Below are 18,459 nucleotides of genomic sequence, written 5' to 3'. Positions count from 1 at the left end.
GCCGGAACTATCTAGTCTTAATCGCATCACATAGAAATTGAAACTGAAACATTCACCGCCACCCTAAATCCCTCTATATTGTCTTAATCGCATCACATAGCAATTGAAACTAGTCTATTACAAAGGTGTATGCTTTTGACTGGGCAGTCTTAATCGCATCACATAGAAATTGAAACTGGTTAACATCATTTGCCCTTGTTCCGTGCCTGAAAGTCTTAATCGCATCACATAGAAATTGAAACGTTTCTTTAGCCTGTGGAGAAAGCTTTCTCATTCGTCTTAATCGCATCACATAGAAATTGAAACTGAGATTTCCACAGGACCTAAGCTCTTGTAGTGTAAGTCTTAATCGCATCACATAGAAATTGAAACAGGTCTGCGGATACTTTCGTAGATACGGCGGTGAATGTCTTAATCGCATCACATAGAAATTGAAACCCAGTAAACCAGCACGACCCAAACGCAGCTTGCGAGTCTTAATCGCATCACATAGAAATTGAAACCGTGATCATGATAAATTTTAACCTTGAAAGTGGCTGTCTTAATCGCATCTGTTTCAGCCCCTTTATATATCAAACGTGATTACGAAATAATTTTTGTAATTATGAGTATGGGAAAGAAGTATAGCAAAGCCGAAAAACTGGCTATTGTAAAAGAAGCCTCAGAGAAAGGCGTAAAAATCACGTTGGATAAGTATGCACTTTATCCAGCTACCTTTTATTACCTGTCTGCCGACAGGCAGGCTGGAAGAAAAAGGTAGAAGAGATGGGTGAGGTTGGCCTGACTCATGGCCTTACTAAGGAACGCCTTGCTATCATCAAGAAACTGGAAAAAGAGAACAAAGCTCTGAAGGAAATCATAGCTGAGAAAGAGTTGGAGAGTAAGCTAAAAGATGAGTTGCTAAAAAAGAAGTACCCCCATCTGAGAAACAAGCTTTAGTCAGAAAGTACGTCGGATGGGGGATGAAATTAGAACTTACTTTAAAGCTCTGTAAACTCACTAAATATGAGTACTACAAGAAGTTAGGCAAACGTAAAAAAGCAGGTAGGAAACCTACTTGTATCACTAATCAAATAAATGGGCATGGCGACTTGGTGGAAGTAGCCGAAGAGCTTGTCATTGGTGTAATTATTAACACCCTGCTGTTGCCAGAGACCAGTTATGGATATAGAGTTATGACCGCGGCCTTACAGCACGAAGGTTTTTTGATTAATCACAAAAAGGTATATCGCCTAATGTATAAATATCAACTGCTTGGTGACCGACATAAAAGAGCGGCTAGGAATTATGTAAAATATAGGCGGGTTAATCTTAAAAGGCCTTTAGAGGTCTTAGAGATGGATAGAAAGTTCCAGTGGGTTATAGAACATCAATGCTATGCATTCATTCTTACAGTAATAGATTGTTTTACAAGAAAGGTACTTTATTGGACGGTGGCTTACTCCATTAAACAAGCCCAAATTAAAGCTGCTTGGGAGCAAATTATCCTTCAAGAATTACAACCAGCAGGTCTGCTGGAGCAAGAACTAACCCTAGAGCTTCGTAACGATAATGACACAAGATTTGCTGCCAAAACAGTCCAAGAATACTTTGCTAAAAATCACATCAAGCAGGTATTTACACATCCCTATACGCCCCAAGAAAATGGTCATGTAGAAAGCTTTCATGCCATACTTGGTCGCTCACTAGAACTCCAGGAATACAAGACCATAACTGACTTAGAGAAACAGCTAGAACACTTCTATTATACTTATAATAACGTGAGGTTACATGGAAGTCTAAAGCACCTAAACCCCAACGCATTTATTAAACTTTGGGAACAGGAAATGATATTGGTAGAACCGCATAAAAAGATTAACCACAAGTACAATATTCAATTACGAATACCTCATTATAAAATCAAACCAAATGGAGAATTCAGAATTATATCAGAAGAAACTAAAGCTCTGCTGGCACAAAGAAACCAGAGAACAAGCACCTTAAACAGCTAAAATCGTAGTATAAGAAAAACAATTTTATACATTTAATAAACCTTCGGCAAGTGTCTGCCTATTAGGGGGCTAAACCACTGAAATGTAGCTGTATACTTTGGGTTTTCACCGATTAAAAGACTGTATATTTTAAGCATCTTATTTTTTAAGTTAAATGTTTTTGATAGAATTTAATAAAGTTTCGCCAGTGATATAATCATTCAAGCCTTGGATGAAGCCTTTTCTGTAACTATGAATACAGTTCATTACCCATCCTTCATTTTCTATGGAAAGCTCCTTCTGTTTTTCTAGCAGATTTAGGGAGGAATAAATTTCTTCAAGGGTATTCTCTAGTTTTCTAGATGAATCGCTTGAAATCCAATTGGTACAAGCCGTGCCAGAATTAAAATTGAACAATGCCACCATGCGAAAACGTTGGGATTGGGAGGGACTGCAAGTGCGTGATTTTAAATTGAGCTTTGAGAGCCTGGCGTTGCAACAATATCAACAAACGGGTGGTTTTTTTATAAATGAAGGGAAAAACATTTTTATCACATTTTTAGCAGCAAACGCGGTAGTGAACGGGCAAATGACGCTCGGGGCAATGATGGCATTACAATACATAATTGGCCAGCTAAATAGTCCGATTGAGCAGATGATTGGCTTTATTCAACATTTACAAGATGCTAATTTAAGTATAGAACGCTTGAATGAAGTTCACAAAATGCCAGACGAGGAGGCATACAGTGACCACTTAATGAGCTTCTTGCCTGAGAAACGAGATATTCATGTCAGCAATTTAACTTTCACATACCCTGGTGCGGGCAACGAGCCTGTGTTGGAAGATGTTAGTTTTACCATTCCCGAAGGTAGAATTACTGCGATTGCAGGTAGTAGCGGGAGTGGTAAAACGACGATTTTAAAATTATTTTTAAAGTTTATTGAACCCCAAAAGGGAGATATAAAAGTAGGGACGGGCAACTTAAAGAATATTAGACATCAGTTTTGGCGGAACCATTGTGGTACAGTCATGCAGGATGGTTTCATCTTTTCCGACACTATAGCTAATAACATAGCTATTTCAGAAGAGTATCCCGACCCCAAAAAGTTACTTCATTCTGTTAAGGTAGCCAATATCCAAGATTTTATAGAATCTCTACCTCTCAGTTACAATACTAAGATCGGATCGGAAGGCAATGGTATTTCACAAGGTCAAAAACAACGGTTATTGATTGCCAGAGCGGTTTATAAGAACCCTGATTTCCTTTTCTTTGACGAAGCTACTAATTCTCTAGATGCGGATAACGAACGAGTTATCATGGATAACCTTAACGAATTTTTTCTTGGAAAAACAGTTGTGGTAGTAGCCCACCGTCTAAGTACGGTTAAAAGTGCTGATCAAATTATCGTGTTGGAAAAAGGCAAAGTTGTACAGACTGGAACACATTATGTGTTAATTAGGCAAGGGGGAAGATACTTTGACCTTGTTAAAAATCAATTGGAATTAGGAACGTAGCAACCTTTATTTTAAGCATTATTAGTGTTTTGTCGATTGAAATAGTACCCTAACAGGGTACTAAATGTAACAAAAGTTGTACTTATATGGGAGACAAAAAGTATATATCATCCTCGGAACAGTTACTACACACTGACTTTAAAGAGTTATTGGGTGGTAAGACTACGCTTTCCAGCGATCGCGTAGTAACTGATATACCACCACCATTAAAACCGCCTCTCACTCTTGACAATGGTGGAAGAAATAATGAAAAACTTCCGGAACTCCGGAGTGAAGCTGTAAACGATATTATGACGACCCCACCAAGTTGGTTGGTACGCTGGGGAACTACACTGTTTTTTGTTTTAATATTAGTACTAGTGACTATTGCCAATATGGTCAAATACCCAGATTTAGTAAAAGGTAATTTAATAATAATGGCAGTAAATTATCCCAAATCAGTTGTGGCGAAAGTAGATGGGAAACTTGAACGTCTATATATCCACAATGGTCAAAGGGTTGTATCCAATGAGATACTTGGGCTCATTGAAAATACGGCTAATTATCAGGAAGTAGTTACGCTGGAAAACAAAATAGATAGCTTCCTTGCGGTTGCTGAAGTCGGCGAAATTGGGAAAATTTGGAATGCAAAAGTACCATTCCTTTTTCGACTTGGTGAACTACAGAAATCATATCAAGAATTCCACGGCAATTTCATACGTACTAAAGGCTATACGAATGAGGGAGCTTTTCTAACAAAGAAAACCATGCTCTCTAGTGATTTAGGAACGATAAAGAATATCAACAACAACCTGAATACGCAATTATCTTTACTTAATAATGAAATGAAGTTGGCACAACAAGAACTTGAGAGGCAAAAACTTCTGTCTGATAAAGGTTATGTTGCAAAAAAAGATGTTCAAACAGCTACACTATTTTTTTTATCAAAAAAAAAGGAGTATGAACTAGCAAAGAACTCTATTGAGAATAATCAGTTGGTTTTTAGCCAGAAAGCCCACGAGATTGTAGATATCAAGAGGCAAGTTATAGAACAAAAAATAGCTTGATTCAGAGTATCACGACTCTTAAAAGTGAAATTGAGCAATGGAAACAGCGTTACCTGCTCAAAGCTTCTACCTCTGGTAGAATTTCTTTTATTAATCCAATTCAAGAAAATATTGGACCAAGAACAAAAGTTGGGGGATAGCTGTTAAATTCTGAATTTTGGAGAAATTTAACATCTATAAAATTGGAAGAACTAGTAAAGCTATTGTTGCCCGAATTGTTAGTCGATAATTTCAATCTGATAAAGGTCGATAAGGATAAAAAGACTGAAATTCTGCGAATTTACTTAGAAGAGAAGTTGGATATTCCACAGGAATTATCAGAACTAAAACTTCATTCAAAAGGCTTCTATGATGAAATAACCATCCAAGACTTTCCGATTCGTAATTACAAAGTGTTCCTTCATGTCAAACGTCGTAAATGGAAGGATTTGGAAACAGGAAAGAACGTAACAAGGAATTGGGAAATAGTAGCTCAGGGAACTCGAATGACAACAGAGTTTGCTGCTTTTTTAAAAGAATTCAATAGATACACAGGCTATTGATGTCGAAACGGTTGGCAAGTTCTTCGGATTGAATGGGAAGAAACTACAGCGGCAGTATAAGAATCATTTAAGCGACTTCAAAAACTGGAAGCAAAAGCCAAGAGCCAAAGAATGGCTAATCTACCCACAAAATATGGGAGAATATCTGTCAATAGATGAAACTAGCCTTTCGGATGGAGAACTCTATACTATTCTGACCAATAAAGAAGCGAAAGGAAAAAAAGGGAGCATTGTTGCCATCATAGCAGGCACTAAGGCGACTGATATTATAAAAGCCCTACGTAAAATACCAGATCCTAAACGTAAGAAAGTCAAAGAAGTAACCCTTGACATGGCTCCTAATATGGAGTTGGCTATCAAAAAATCATTTCCTTGGGCCAAACGAGTTACCGATAGGTTTCACGTACAAAAATTAGCCTGGGATGCGGTGCAAGAAATGCGAATCAAGCATCGTTGGGAGGCTATAGACCAAGAAAGTGATGCCATCGAACTTGCAAAAGTAAAGGGAACTCCTTATAAACCTGAGATACTAAATAATGGCGATACACTCAAGCAGCTTTTAGCTAGAGGTAGATATGTACTTTATAAACGACCAGCAAACTGGTCTAAGTCGCAAGCCGAAAGAGCTGCTCTATTATTTGAACGCTATCCAGATATTGAAAAAGCCTTCGGACTGGGTATTAAACTAGCCGAGATTTATGACAAAACCACTGACCAAACTTATGGTTTAGCTCGACTAGCCAAATGGCATGAAGAAGTAAGACAAGCAGGCTTTAAATCCTTTAATTCAATTGCCCGAACATTTGAGCATCATTACAGAACTATTCTTAATTATTTTGATAACAGAAGTACCAATGCTTCAGCAGAATCTTTCAATGCGAAAATCAAAGCTTTTAGATCTAGGTTTAGAGGTGTCAGGAGTATTGAATTCTTCCTTTTTAGACTATGTCAAATTTATGCTTAAAGAACTCATCCCCCAGATTTTGCTCTTGACCCAAAATATTCATCTTAAAACTGGGCAAGAACTATTTTTCATACAGCCAGATGATGAAAAGTTTTACGGAGAGATGCTACTCGGACAGTATAATTTGGGAAAAGTCAGCGTAGGTCAGTCAGTTTTAATCAAAATTAATAGCCATCCCTACCAACAATATGGAATAGTAAGAGCAAAGATTAGTCAAATAGCTGAATTGCCGAAAGACTCGACTTACGCTGTCAAAGTTATTTTCCCCAACCTTTTGAATACCGATACGAATATACAAATTCCTTTCAAAAATGGTATGACGGCATCTGCCGAAATTGTAACGGAAGAATTATCTTTGCTAGATCGTTTCTTTTATGAAATTAGGCACGTTGTTAAATGAATATTCCTTTCAAGAAAACAATATTGATAAGTTTCACAACTGTTCTCTGCAATGGTCAGGATTTATATTTACAAGATTGTATTGAGTACGCTATAAAGAACCATCCGATCATTAGAAATTAATGTTTCTATTGAGCAAGAACAGTTCGAAGTTTTCAGAAAAAATGCGTTACCAAGCATCGATGTTAGTTTTTCACAAGGAGGTAGTTTAGGGAGGAATATTGACCCATTTAGTAACACAATTGTTACTACTGGTATCGGTTTTAATTTACAATGGTTTTCGGCAACGCTATGAAAAAGAATTACAGCAACTGAAAGTGAAAGATAGCTGGCAGGAAGTTGAGAGCATAACCCATAAAATATCGTAAGTCTACAGTTTCTGTTAAAAAAATTGTCTTGTTTTGAATAGACTTTAAGTTTCTTTAGCTTTTAAGCATCACAATAAGTCGGTTATTTAGCGGCATGAAAACATTCTTAGTTTGTTTTATGTGTTTCTTTGTAATAAGTTGCCATAGAAGTGATGATGAACAAGGTAAAGAGGCATACAATCAAGGCTCGAAAGTTGTCTTTGGCTCATTGACAAAAAATGATGTTAAAGACCTTGTATTGCTCGGCAAGGTTTGGGGCTTCCTGAAATATCACCATCCCGCCGTTACGTCCGGCAAGTACAACTGGGATCACGAACTTTTTAGAATTTTGCCTGGATATTTGGAAGCTCGTAATACATCGGAAAGAAATGAATTATTAACAAATTGGATTCATAGTTTTGGGAAGGTTCAGCCTTGTCGTTCGTGTGGCAGTGGTTCTAAAAAAACGTCCTTTATACTCCCTGACCATTGTTGGTTTGATGCAGAAGCCGTATCTGAGGAATTGAGCAAAAAACTTCATTTAATCTATGAAAATCGTAATCAACATGAGCAGCACTATGTAAAGCAAGACCTTATAGTTGGTCATCCCGAGTTTTTAAATGAAGATGACTATTCAGATTTCTCCTACCCCGATGCAGGTTATAGATTACTTGCCCTTTACAGATATTGGAATATAATCGAATACTTTTTCCCGAGTAAATATCTTATTGAAGGTAATTGGGATGATGTTTTAGAAAAACACATCCGTGAATTTATTTATGCAGTAGACGAGTTTCAGTATGAATTAAAATTGGTACACTTGATCGGAGAAATACATGATTCCCACGGTCAGCTATTTGGTGATGCAGATAAGTTGGACGAATACATAGGTTCTAACTTTGCCCCAATAACATTGAAATACATAGAAGATCAAATTGTAGTTTTTGAATTAGCGGAGGGTTTTGATCATTCACTTTCCTTAGGAGATGTTATTACTCGTATAAACGGAAGGCCGATTAGCGAAATTATAAAGGAGAAAGTGGGTCTTCTTCCGGCATCAAATGAAGCTGTTAAAATGCGTGACGTCTGTAGAATTTTAGCGAGGTCTGATGAGAAAGAAGTTAGTTTCACCTTGAGAGATAGCACCACCAAAAAGGTAGCGCTATTTGATCGAACGAGCTACTATAAAAAAAGATTAGAGAGCAAAGAGAAGTCATTCAAAATGCTGAAAGGAAACATTGGCTATATCACCCTTGCCACCATAACGGCAGAAGATGTAATTAGCATCAAAGAAAAATTCAAAAACACCAAAGGAATTATTATTGACATCAGGAATTATCCCGCTACCCCTGTATATTATTCACTGGCTTCTTTCTTTATTGACAAAACCTCAATCTTTGCAAGATACACCGCTTTTATACCGACTCATCCCGGACAGTTTAATTTTTTTAACCAGGATGTTATTACTTATGATACAGAGCCGTTCAAAGGTAAATTGGTAGTATTGGTAAATGAACAAACACAAAGTCAAGCGGAGTATACTGCCATGGCTTTTAGGGCTGGTCAGAATACTACAATTTTAGGAAGCACAACGGCTGGTTCAGATGGTAATGTCTCCACGATTCCGCTTCCCGGAGGTCTTTCAACTTGGATTTCGGGAATTGGCGTTTACTATCCAGATAGCGCCCGGACTCAAAGAATCGGTATTGTCCCAGATGTTTACGTTGAACCTACAATAGAAGGAATAAAGCAAGGCCGAGATGAACTTTTGGAATGTGCGATAACCATTTTTAATAATTAGTCGTTCCTTACGAACTCAGTTTTAAGTTAACTATTAGCAAGGACTTTAACAGGTTGATTGAGAATTTAACGATGAATTGCAAAGGCCAAATAATAGATTCTTTGATGATTGCCATTCTTTTCTTCAAATTCCATCCTGATGCAGCTAAAAGTGCATTTAATTTAGGTGATTCAGTGCCCCATAGATAGTTTTTACCCATCCTAAAATGTTCTTTCAGGTGGCTTATGACTGGCTCTATGGCTGCTCGTCTTCTAAACTTCTTTCTTTTTTGGCGTTTGGTGTATTCCTTATCCTTTTTAAGTGGTTTGGATGGGGTAAGTATCTCGGTGTTATAGATTTTCTTTCTACCCTTTCCTCCTCTGTCATAAACAATTTCTTTGGGTTGATAATCGAAATTTTGCTTTGCTTGTCGCAGTAGAGGAGCTATCGTTCTGCTATCGTGTGGATTTCCACTGAAAGTATCTATGGCCTGGATTACCAGGTTTTTTGAATTTATCATTAGCCCAGTTTTATTTCCAAATTCATATTTCTTATGAGCTTTGCCTTTGGCAATACATGACGTAAATGGCTTGTAGAGGCTATAAACTTTGTTCTTAGTGTCTCTTTTTTGATTGATAATTTTCCACATTAATGTAAGCTCCTTTTGGTATTGTTCTTTTTGAGTTACATCCATATTCCTTTCCAATTCCCTTAACAATCTGGCCGAGACTGTCTTTAACTTTTTTGAGGCACTTCTTGCTTTCTTTGCTCTTTTAGGGTGAGATGAATTAAAAGTATCCCTGACCAATTGTTTACTAACTCGAGTGTAAGTTTTTCTTTGAGCTATACGCTCTCCTTTAGCTATTCCATTACAACGGTCAATTACTTTTTTAGCCAATTTTGCATCAGTCGGAAATGTGGTATTGTTTTCTTGAACAGTAGTATCAGAAAGGCTAGTTTTACTAAAAGCATCTCTACCATGGACTTTAACAGATAAAGCAAATATGGATTCAATTCCCTTGACACCAATGCGTTTTCGAAAATGAACAAAGTCACTAGGGTCGCAAGGAAAGGAATGCTGAAAATATCCCTCTCCAGTAAAAAACTGCATGTAGGGATTAGTTACCCAAGCATCTGTGGTTTAGCCCCTTAATTGGCAGACACTTTCTCGGTTTAGTTTAAAGTTATATAAAATATTTTTCAGGCTCTACGTTTTTAGTTGTTTAGGGTCGTTTGAGTTCGCTTTTTCCCTTTATTCTGAGTTTAGTTTCCTCTGACAATTTCCTGATTTCTCCATTTGGTTTTAATTTGTAATGTGGTACAAGTAACCTGATCTCATACTTATGTTTCAGTTTTTTATGTGGTGCTACTTGGATACAATTTTGCTTCCATAGCTTTATAAATGCCGAGGGGTTTAGATGTTTTAAGCTCCCATGAAGTCTTACATTATTATATACATGATAGAAGTGATTTAGGTGCAGAGTTAAATCATTTAATGTTCGGTATTCTTTCATAGCCAAAGACCTACCCAAAATTGCATGAAAGCTTTCTACATGTCCATTTTCTTGCGGTGTATAGGGATGCGTAAATACTTGATTTATATGATTATTTGCAAAATATTTTTGCACGTCTTTGGCGGCAAACCGTGTATCATTATCATTTCTTAGTTCAAGTCTTAATCGCATCACATAGAAATTGAAACTTAACTAGCCTTTCTGCTGCTTGTAACTTGGCGTTAGTCTTAATCGCATCACATAGAAATTGAAACCAATCATGACAAGCGATAGCAATTGAACCACTTCCGTCTTAATCGCATCACATAGAAATTGAAACAATACAAACAAAGAAAAGGCATTAAGAGGATTTCTCGTCTTAATCGCATCACATAGAAATTGAAACGAATACAAAGAACGTATCCACCCGAGCAAGTACATCTTGAAATCCGTTAGCTAGTCATAGACCTTTGTAATCAAAAAGGTTTATGAAGATGGATTGGCAAGAGGTATTGAATGAATTTTCAGGGAGTGGTATTACTGCTATGCAGTTCTGCAAAGAACGATCAATAAATAAGGCTACCTTCTATTACCTGTCTGCCGACAGGCAGGCTGGAAGAAGAAGTTGTCGGCAAACAAAGAACACCCAAAAGGCTTTCTAGAAATAGATGTAATTGCCCCAATTAAAGCTGGTATTGAGATTGAATATCCCAATGGGGTCAAGCTTCGAGTCTTGAGTTCTCTTTCTAAAACTGAGCTTCGCAGGCTAATCTATGTTTAGCCTCAGTGGAAACCAGCGTTATTACCTTTATCATTGCCCTTGTGACATGCGTAAAGGATTCGATGGTTTGTTTGGATTAGTTACTTCGGAGCTAAACCAACGCGTTGTCAATGGTAGCGTGTTTGTGTTTATTAACAAGAAGCGAACTCACATCAAGTTACTTCATTGGGAAGATGGTGGACTGGTGATTTATCACAAGCGATTGGAGCAAGGCCGGTTCGAAATACCAAAACTGGAAGCAAATAAAAGCCAACTCAGCTGGCCAGAACTGGTGATGCTAATTGAAGGCATTAAGATTTTAAGTGTAAAACGAAAGCCTCGTTTCCAGCTTCAAGATGAGTAAAAAATACTTGCATTTTTACCTAAAACTCTGCTGCTGTTTTCGTACTATTGGGTATACAAAAACAGTCTCAAAATGCTATCTGAAAAGGAAATTGCTTCTATTTTAGCTGAAAATAATAAGCTCAAAAAGCTTGTAATACAGCAAGAGGAATCAATTTTTAAGAAGGAGAAAGTAATCTCGGAGAAGGATGCGAAAATCTCCGAAAAAGAAGGCATTATTGCGGAGACAAAGGCTCTCATAGCTCGTCTTCAGCGAATGCTTTTTGGTCAAAAGCGAGAACGTTTTGAGTCGCCGACCAATCAACTTGATATTTTCCAAGAAATTTCTTCTGAAAAGCAAGAGAGACTTGAGCAGCAAGCTGCTGAAAAGATTGAGGTCACTTATCAAAGAGAAAAGAAAGCTCATCCTGGTAGAACCAAGCTGCCCGATAATCTTGAAGTTGTGGAAACAGTACTAGAGCCTGAGGGCGATTTGAGTGAAATGAGTTGCATTGGTCAAGAAATAACAGAGGAACTAGGCTACCAGCCAGAGAAATTCTTTCTGCACCGCATCGTTCGTAAGAAGTATGCTCCAAAATCGGCAGAAGGTAGTTTTATAATAGCTCCATTGCCACTTAGAGTGATTGATAAAGGTATCCCATCGGTAGAATTGCTGACTCAGCTTTTGGTCGATAAATATATTGACCACCTGCCTTTGTATCGTATTGGCCAGCGATTCGCCCGAAATGGTATCAAAATACCTGATTCAAGCATAGATGGTTGGGTGAAAACCTGTCTAAATCGGCTAGCCATTCTTTATGAATATGTGCAAGAACAAACCAAGCTACAAGACTACCTTCAAGTGGATGAGACCACGTTGAAAGTTCAAGACCCAAAACTTAAAGGCAAAACACATCTGGGCTATTACTGGGTCTATCATGCCCCAGTAGATGGACAAATATTCTTTGAATACCAGCCCAGCAGGGCAGGCAAACACGTATGGGAAACCCTGAAAAACTTTAAAGGTTACCTGCAAACCGATGGTTATGCTGGCTATAATGCCATTGCAATGCGTGAAGATGTTATACATATAGCGTGTATGGCACATATCAGACGCAAGTTTGATGAAGCACTCAACAACGACAAAGCCAGAGCCGAGAAAGCTCTAAGCTATATTCAATCACTTTATAGTATTGAAAGACAAGCTAAAGAACAGACACTCTCTGCTCAGGACACTAAAATCTTAAGAATAGAACAAGCCTTACCTATCATCAATGAAATGGGAAGGTGGATTGCAGATGAAAATGCCAAAGTATTACCTAAAAGTGCTATAGGGAAAGCCTTCAGATACACCATAGAAAGATGGGATGAGATGAGCAATTACCTCTATAATGGAAACATTCAAATAGACAATAATCTCATAGAAAATGCTATCAGACCCATTGCCTTAGGTCGTAAGAACTATCTCTTCGCTGGTAGCCATGAAGCCGCTCAGCGTGCTGCCATGATATACACCTTCTTTGCTCAGTGCAAAATAGAAAAAGTAAACCCTAGCAAATGGCTAGCTCATACCTTGCTACACATCATGGACACCAAAGTAAACCAGATAGAATCATTACTCCCTAAAAACTTCCACATAACTTCCTAGATGCACTTGCTCGGGGGGATACAAAGAACTTACTGATGCCATAGGAGAGGCTCACTTTAACCCGGAATAGGTGGCCCATTTTGACCCGGAATATCCAGAAATGATTTAAGCATGGGCTTTAATATAGAATTTGTTTCCCATACATATTCCAAAACTCATGCCACCGCTTAATAACTTTATTGCTAAAAGCTGATTTTAGATGTCTTCCATTGGGCTGAAAATTAACTTTAACTCCACAAAAATAATCCCCGCTCACATGTCGTAAACGAGGATTATAATTGACTTTTACTTCTTGGGTTTTACTGACCTTGACCTACGTAATTGTAGTTATATGATTTTACAACTTTTCCGTTGTTGTCTTTGATGAGTTTTAAGCGTTGGAACTCATCGTACTCATAATTATTACTTATGCCGTTAGGAGCGGTTTCTTTGAAAACACCGATCATAGGTAAATAATCAAAAGAATTGGTCAAAGTGACATTAGACCCATTTACAGTTTTTGATTTAATAAAATTACTTTTAGCAGCGTCGTAAGAATCCCAATAATCAATATCGGTAGTTAACCCATTGAGTTCCGTAAAGCTAGTAGGTTGGCCTTTATTAGTGTAAGAGTTAAAAACTATTTGAGTAACTAATTCATCGCTAGAGCCTAGTTGGTTTTGAATACTAATTGGGGCGTAAAAAGCCGAATTCCAAAAAGCAAAATTAGTTTTTAACAAACCAACTTGGAGGTTATTCAAGAAGCTACTTTTTTCAATTATGGGAGATATTTTATTCTGCGAAATCATTCCTATGTAAACTGGATCATTTGATTCATTTGCAATCTCAAAAGGATATTTATAAACTTCTCTTTTTAGTTTATTTTGACTGTCAAATGTTTCTTTGGCAGTCACTTGAAGATGTTGATTACTACCGTATTCGATATTTGAAGTAGTTGAAATAAAGGAATTATTTGAAACGTCGTCAATGTTGTAAATACGTTCTTCTGAAGAAGGAGAGTAGTAAAAACCAGCTGGAATATCATATTCGACCTTTGTAACGACCCTACTAACTTGATTTGGCAGAAAACCAATGGTATACCTCATTCCTTTGTATGTAGCTTCAACATTAGGTTTAGAAATAGGAGTTTGATTAATTACTTCTTTAACCAATCTACCATTTACATCTAAATACCTTTCTCTTAACAAGTTACCATTATTTACATCTGACGCAGTTGGTAAGTCTGCATAAAGTGTGGATGTTACAGGATCAGGATTATTTACATAATTATAAATTATACTTCCATTATTTAGACCCGTTTCGTCGATGTTCATCACCTTAACTTGCGAATAGCCAACATGACTTCCGCTTGCGGCAGTACCTAAAGGAGCTAAACTTGAAGACTGCATTTTCACAGCCCAAAAGTTTTTGTTACAGCTGGCGGCAATACTATTTCCAGCTAACTCCCAAATCCGAAGTATTTCCGGGTAACCATAACAATATCGAATTGGATCTCTCATCTGTTTTCCAGACCCATTACCATCATCGTTTTTGTATTCAAACACTTTGGTGGATGCTATTGATTCTCCATCATGCGTTACTATTTTGGAAACTCTAAGACCTGCAGTTTTTTGAATTTCAAAATTAGATCCTGTGATAAATTTGTAAGTCCTAACCGACATAAAAGGATTTGGAGCCGAAGCTCCCAAAACACTAGGTCGCTGAACTTCCAGTCTATATATCCCTGGACTCAATTTGACTTGAGTTTTGTAAGTAACCTCACATCTTTCAGAACTTGAATTTATTCTCGTGCATACTTTTGAGGAACTTGCCCAGTCCGAATAGTTTTTAACTATAAAGTCTGTGCCATTAAATAGTTTAGCAAACCATTCATTAGCACCAGGTGAATTTGGGGTAGCTGGGTTTTCACATCCTATTGGAGATGATTGTCCGTTTTCTGGATTAAATCTATCACAAGAAAGCATCATGGTTACGTCCGCAAATGTTTCATTGTCAGTGATCAAGAAGGAAGGAACTACACGATTGCCATAAGTCTCATAATAATTACTTGTCACTTCTCCTTTTCCTGCTAAACCTTCATTTGATCCATAGTAGAAGTTCCCACTACCGCCTGTAGGATAAATAATCTTATTTAGTGTGCCATATTTTTTGAACTCATCATCTACACTTCTTTCAATTCCTTTTTCATAGGTATCTCCAAAACCAACAACTTTAAATTGATAATCTCCCCCAATTTTGAATGCCGACATTTTGGGAAAAGCCTGATTAGGGATAGACGTGGCAAATGAAGAGGAATTATTATTAATTTCTCCATTGTAATATCCCCAAAAATCTTTGGCTAAAGACACTTTGCTTGGTAACCTGACAGCAGTCAATAACTCATCGTCATCTGAATTTAAAATATCACCATAATAAAAGAACTTATATGGTGAAAGCGAATTTGAAAGGTCACCGCTAATTTCTTTGAATCCATCAAGTCTTAATCTCAGTTTGTTATACTTATTCATGTTATAACTATAAGATTCTGAAGTTGGATTAAGATTTACATCCTGAGTATTAAAATAAGAGTGTTCTAGCTCCCATCTTTTTATTCTATTATTATTTAAGTCAAAAAGTTCAATTTGACTTAATTTTAATGGTTTAAGAATGTTTTGACTCTCTAAGCCTAAACTAGTGTTATCATTAATTGCTGCTTCTTGTAAAAAACCAGAAAACGGACTATTCGCATTACTAGTAGGATAGTAAGGTTGCAAATCTTCTCTATCAGTCATTACAAAGCTTAATTTTCCTGTACTACATACAATTTCTTTTAAATAGGTATTTCTCGTTACGTTAATTGACAAGTTTTGCGAAGGCTGGAGGTCCGATTGGTTTAAAGTGATCGGAGTCGAACAATTTGGTTGATTTTCTTCTAAAATTTCTCCGCTATTTGTAAAATTCTCATTAAATGAAATGCGACTTGTAGAATAAAACTTGCCAGCTCTATTATAATTGAAAAGGATCGTTCTATCAGTATTGGGAGAGTAAATAGAGCTAATATACCATGCACTTATATTGTGTGACCGGTCAATATTATAGGATAAGTCGGGTGTAAGACTAGAATTATTATTAACAATTTGAGGAGTAAAACCAGAGGCGGATAAGCTTGTACTAATTTCTTGTTCTGAAAATATGTATTCTATACCATTGGTATCTGTAAGTCGCCATGTATATTGATATTGGTCTCTACTATTACCTGTTCTGCTAACACATTCAATTTTAATATCCGACCGATCTAATAGTAATCCCTTGATGGGAAAAGTATTGTTAGGTTTTGCTTCCAAAATAAACTTACCACTAAGCCCATTAATATTAAAATAGAACATATCAGGCTCAGTATCCAAATCAGGATTTGCGGCACTTAACGTTTTTTCCGAAAAGATTGAATTATCTAATGGGTCTGGAAGATAATCCTGAACAGGTGGGTTAAAAGCGGCACCATTAATAGGGTGAAAATCGTCTTTACCCCTGATTGTCCTTGTAATTGCTCCTCCAGCATTAATAGTCCAACCCAAACCCACCCACGACGCATCTTCTTCCACTCTAACTCCTCCATGGTGATAAGAAAGGCTAACAGGAACTGAAATATCTCCATCTGAAATCGTGTAAATAGGTATTGATGTGTTTACCAAACCAGTGTAATAACTTACAGGAATATCACCAAATTTCCCCAATGCAGCGGCATTAGGTGATGGAGGCACAGCATTTGGAGCGAAACTTTCCTGCTCATTTGCTTGACTAAACTGAAGCAAAGTTCGCTGTGCTGCTGGAACTAGCTTTACAGTATCCATTTCTATTTTTTGGGCCTGAATATCCGAAAATAAAAGTGTTAAAATTACTGATGCTCCTAGTCGTGCAATTTTCATACTTATCCTACATTCATTTAAAATTGGAATCCTATCAAAGCTTAGATACTTAGTGTTTTTTGAACTCATTTTTTGCGTCAAGTTGATTTTGAACCTTGGAACTAGAAAGTGAAATAAATATCTTGTCATAGTATTGGGTTAATTCTTTTTATGTGGTTTTATATCTTATTTGTCTCTATTTCTTAGCATTCTAAGAGTTCCCAAACAGAGACTCCGAGAGGACTTTTTATACGCTACCAGAAACCCGACTGTGCGGTGAGCATGCCCGGTAACACTAACAGCATAAGTATTTTTACTATTTTATTCATTATGTGTTTTTTAGTAATCCTATGTTTCTATCTCTTTTTATAAATTATTTCATTTTTCATATTAAAGTTCTCCTCTCCGCTGAATACCGCAGAGTCCCTAACGGAGACTCTGCTTTGGGAAGAGTGGAAATCGAAATTGAACTAAAACCATGATTTTTTTTAAGAGCTGTCGTATTAATTCGCTTTTCAAGTCTTAGAATAATTTCATTATAAAAACGATCCTCAATTCTTTTCAATTCAGGCTTGTCGTCATTAAAATCTTCAACAATCCTCCATCTTCCTAATCCATTATGAATTGCCCTAACCGAGATATCTGTAGTTGGGAATCCTTCTTTAATTGTGTGTTTTTCATCCAATTGATAATAGGTTATAAAAAACAATTCTTCAGGTTTCTCTTTAAAATAAAATATTTTTCCTTTTAACGACCCAAAACCTCTTTCACTCCAATTGTCAAATTGTTCCCATTTTTCAGGAATAATAAATTGTGGAATATCCGAATATAACTTTTGAATTTGTACATCCATTTCATTTTCAGATACTTCAAAGTAATATGATTGAAATGAACCTAAACTTCCAGCTCCAATATATGAACACGAATATGTTGTTAATAAAATCGCAACAGCTATTATTATTATTTTCATTTTTTTAATGTTGAATTTTTGAAGCAGTCTGAAGACCGAAAAACTTATTCCGCAAAGTCAAAAAGACTTGGCGGAGCGGTGTTTACTATTTGATAATTACTCAGGTTTTCATGTTCAGGAATTCTTTGGCCCTCTTGAACAAGAGGCTGAGGAATCATGTTTTGTGGTAGTGGATTTAAATCACTGAAATACCTATTGTCTTCAAAATCATCTTGCCCCATGACAGTGCGTGAAACCACTCCCCCTGCATTTAGAGCCCAGCCTAGCCCTACCTGACTAGCCTCTTCTGCCACCTTAATGCCAGACGGATGGTAATTCAAACTAATGGGAACTTGAATTTTGCCTTCTGAAACGGTGTATAGTGGGGAGTTAACCTGAACCGTGCCGGTGTAATAAGAAATAGGAATATTACCAAATTTACCTATACTAGCCGCATTTGGCGATGGTGGCACCACCTCGGGTGTGAAACCTTGGTTGGTTTCTTGTGCCAGAACGCTTATTTGGATAAATATAAGTGCTGTAAATAGGAGCTTGTTTATCTTCATGTTGTTTAGGGATTCTTTCATGTTGGGTCTATGATATTCTCTAATAAAATGTGTTACTCGTTTCTTTTAGTTTTTTAGAAAGTGTTGTTGTGGTTTAAGCTCTTCTTTAACATTATGTCTCTCTTTTTTTTAAAAACACTTACTTACTTTAATGCCGCAGAGTCCCTAACGCCTGCCTGTCGACAGACAGGGAGATTCTAATAAGGAAAAAAATCACTTCCTACCCTTCACCTCGGTCTGAAGACCGAAAAAC

Annotated in this window: 16 protein-coding genes, 1 pseudogene and 1 CRISPR repeat array (1 of these 18 only partly in view); of the genes and pseudogenes, 11 read left to right on the top strand and 6 right to left on the bottom strand. The window is 37.0% G+C overall.

Translation table 11 applies throughout. From position 1 onward, the window contains the following. Window positions 1–503: a CRISPR direct-repeat array (repeat unit 30 nt; unit sequence GTCTTAATCGCATCACATAGAAATTGAAAC); it reaches 3,866 nt to the left of the window's first position. 29 nt (window positions 504–532) lie between these two features. Together ACSBFT_RS20200 and ACSBFT_RS20195 are read left to right on the top strand one after the other, a co-directional pair. Further along, window positions 533–760, top strand: a complete 228-nt coding sequence (locus ACSBFT_RS20200; RefSeq protein WP_489602211.1) for a hypothetical protein — start codon at window positions 533–535, stop codon at window positions 758–760. A 202-nt stretch (window positions 761–962) separates the two neighbouring features. Beyond that, on the top strand, window positions 963–1,991 hold the full coding sequence (locus ACSBFT_RS20195; protein WP_489602210.1) for a transposase: 1,029 nt from the start codon (window positions 963–965) through the stop codon (window positions 1,989–1,991). A 150-nt stretch (window positions 1,992–2,141) separates the two neighbouring features. Here ACSBFT_RS20195 and ACSBFT_RS20190 read toward each other — a convergent pair whose 3' ends face one another. Further along, complete coding sequence (locus tag ACSBFT_RS20190; protein WP_489602209.1) at window positions 2,142–2,396, bottom strand: hypothetical protein; 255 nt, start codon at window positions 2,394–2,396, stop codon at window positions 2,142–2,144. On the opposite strand from ACSBFT_RS20190, the gene ACSBFT_RS20185 reads away from it, so the two are divergent. The 6 genes from ACSBFT_RS20185 to ACSBFT_RS20160 all read left to right on the top strand — a co-directional run bounded on the left by ACSBFT_RS20185 (window position 2,395) and on the right by ACSBFT_RS20160 (window position 8,585). Further along, the gene (locus tag ACSBFT_RS20185; protein ID WP_489602208.1) at window positions 2,395–3,486 is read left to right on the top strand and encodes a peptidase domain-containing ABC transporter; all 1,092 of its coding nucleotides are present in this window, start codon (window positions 2,395–2,397) and stop codon (window positions 3,484–3,486) included. The two genes, ACSBFT_RS20190 and ACSBFT_RS20185, sit on opposite strands and share 2 nt — an antisense overlap. 86 nt (window positions 3,487–3,572) lie before the next feature. After that, window positions 3,573–4,532: an HlyD family secretion protein gene (locus ACSBFT_RS20180; protein WP_489602207.1), complete on the top strand. Its 960-nt coding sequence runs from the start codon at window positions 3,573–3,575 to the stop codon at window positions 4,530–4,532. 182 nt (window positions 4,533–4,714) lie between these two features. Then, entirely contained in the window at window positions 4,715–5,074 is a 360-nt protein-coding gene (locus tag ACSBFT_RS20175; protein ID WP_489601691.1) for an ISAon1 family transposase N-terminal region protein, read from the top strand. A gap of 28 nt (window positions 5,075–5,102) precedes the next feature. Next, window positions 5,103–6,038, top strand: a complete 936-nt coding sequence (locus ACSBFT_RS20170; RefSeq protein ID WP_489602206.1) for an ISAon1 family transposase — start codon at window positions 5,103–5,105, stop codon at window positions 6,036–6,038. Beyond that, window positions 6,031–6,438, top strand: a complete 408-nt coding sequence (locus ACSBFT_RS20165) for a hypothetical protein (protein ID WP_489602205.1) — start codon at window positions 6,031–6,033, stop codon at window positions 6,436–6,438. Before ACSBFT_RS20170 ends, ACSBFT_RS20165 begins: the two co-directional genes overlap by 8 nt. 461 nt (window positions 6,439–6,899) lie before the next feature. After that, window positions 6,900–8,585, top strand: coding sequence for a S41 family peptidase (locus ACSBFT_RS20160; RefSeq protein WP_489602204.1), 1,686 nt, complete (start codon window positions 6,900–6,902; stop codon window positions 8,583–8,585). A gap of 7 nt (window positions 8,586–8,592) precedes the next feature. Here ACSBFT_RS20160 and ACSBFT_RS20155 read toward each other — a convergent pair. Together ACSBFT_RS20155 and ACSBFT_RS20150 are read right to left on the bottom strand one after the other, a co-directional pair. Continuing rightward, window positions 8,593–9,687 (bottom strand): annotated as a pseudogene (locus ACSBFT_RS20155) (IS5 family transposase); the annotation flags it as partial. A gap of 100 nt (window positions 9,688–9,787) precedes the next feature. After that, window positions 9,788–10,249 (bottom strand): integrase core domain-containing protein, encoded by a 462-nt coding sequence (locus ACSBFT_RS20150; protein WP_489602203.1) that lies wholly within the window; start codon window positions 10,247–10,249, stop codon window positions 9,788–9,790. 296 nt (window positions 10,250–10,545) lie between these two features. On the opposite strand from ACSBFT_RS20150, the gene tnpA reads away from it, so the two are divergent. From tnpA to tnpC, 3 genes are all read left to right on the top strand, one after another. Then, window positions 10,546–10,719 carry an IS66 family insertion sequence element accessory protein TnpA gene (gene tnpA / locus ACSBFT_RS20145; protein WP_489602202.1) on the top strand — a complete coding sequence of 58 codons (174 nt, stop codon included), beginning with the start codon at window positions 10,546–10,548 and terminating at the stop codon, window positions 10,717–10,719. A 111-nt stretch (window positions 10,720–10,830) separates the two neighbouring features. Beyond that, a complete protein-coding gene (gene tnpB / locus ACSBFT_RS20140) occupies window positions 10,831–11,181 on the top strand; it encodes an IS66 family insertion sequence element accessory protein TnpB (RefSeq protein ID WP_489602201.1) in 351 nt (116 codons plus the stop codon). Between the two features lie 72 nt (window positions 11,182–11,253). Next, the gene (gene tnpC / locus ACSBFT_RS20135) at window positions 11,254–12,807 is read left to right on the top strand and encodes an IS66 family transposase (RefSeq protein ID WP_489602200.1); all 1,554 of its coding nucleotides are present in this window, start codon (window positions 11,254–11,256) and stop codon (window positions 12,805–12,807) included. Between the two features lie 299 nt (window positions 12,808–13,106). Here tnpC and ACSBFT_RS20130 read toward each other — a convergent pair whose 3' ends face one another. From ACSBFT_RS20130 to ACSBFT_RS20120, 3 genes are all read right to left on the bottom strand, one after another. Further along, window positions 13,107–16,781: a hypothetical protein gene (locus tag ACSBFT_RS20130; RefSeq protein WP_489602199.1), complete on the bottom strand. Its 3,675-nt coding sequence runs from the start codon at window positions 16,779–16,781 to the stop codon at window positions 13,107–13,109. Window positions 16,782–17,076: 295 nt separating this feature from the next. Next, window positions 17,077–17,661 carry a hypothetical protein gene (locus ACSBFT_RS20125; protein WP_489602198.1) on the bottom strand — a complete coding sequence of 195 codons (585 nt, stop codon included), beginning with the start codon at window positions 17,659–17,661 and terminating at the stop codon, window positions 17,077–17,079. Window positions 17,662–17,705: 44 nt separating this feature from the next. Then, window positions 17,706–18,227, bottom strand: coding sequence for a hypothetical protein (locus ACSBFT_RS20120; protein ID WP_489602197.1), 522 nt, complete (start codon window positions 18,225–18,227; stop codon window positions 17,706–17,708). Window positions 18,228–18,459: the final 232 nt, after the last annotated feature.

The sequence above is a fragment of the Arcticibacterium sp. SM2516 genome, assembly GCF_057914865.1.
The sequence above is the reverse complement of the archived record's forward strand: the minus strand, read 5'-3'. Positions and strand labels throughout refer to the sequence as shown.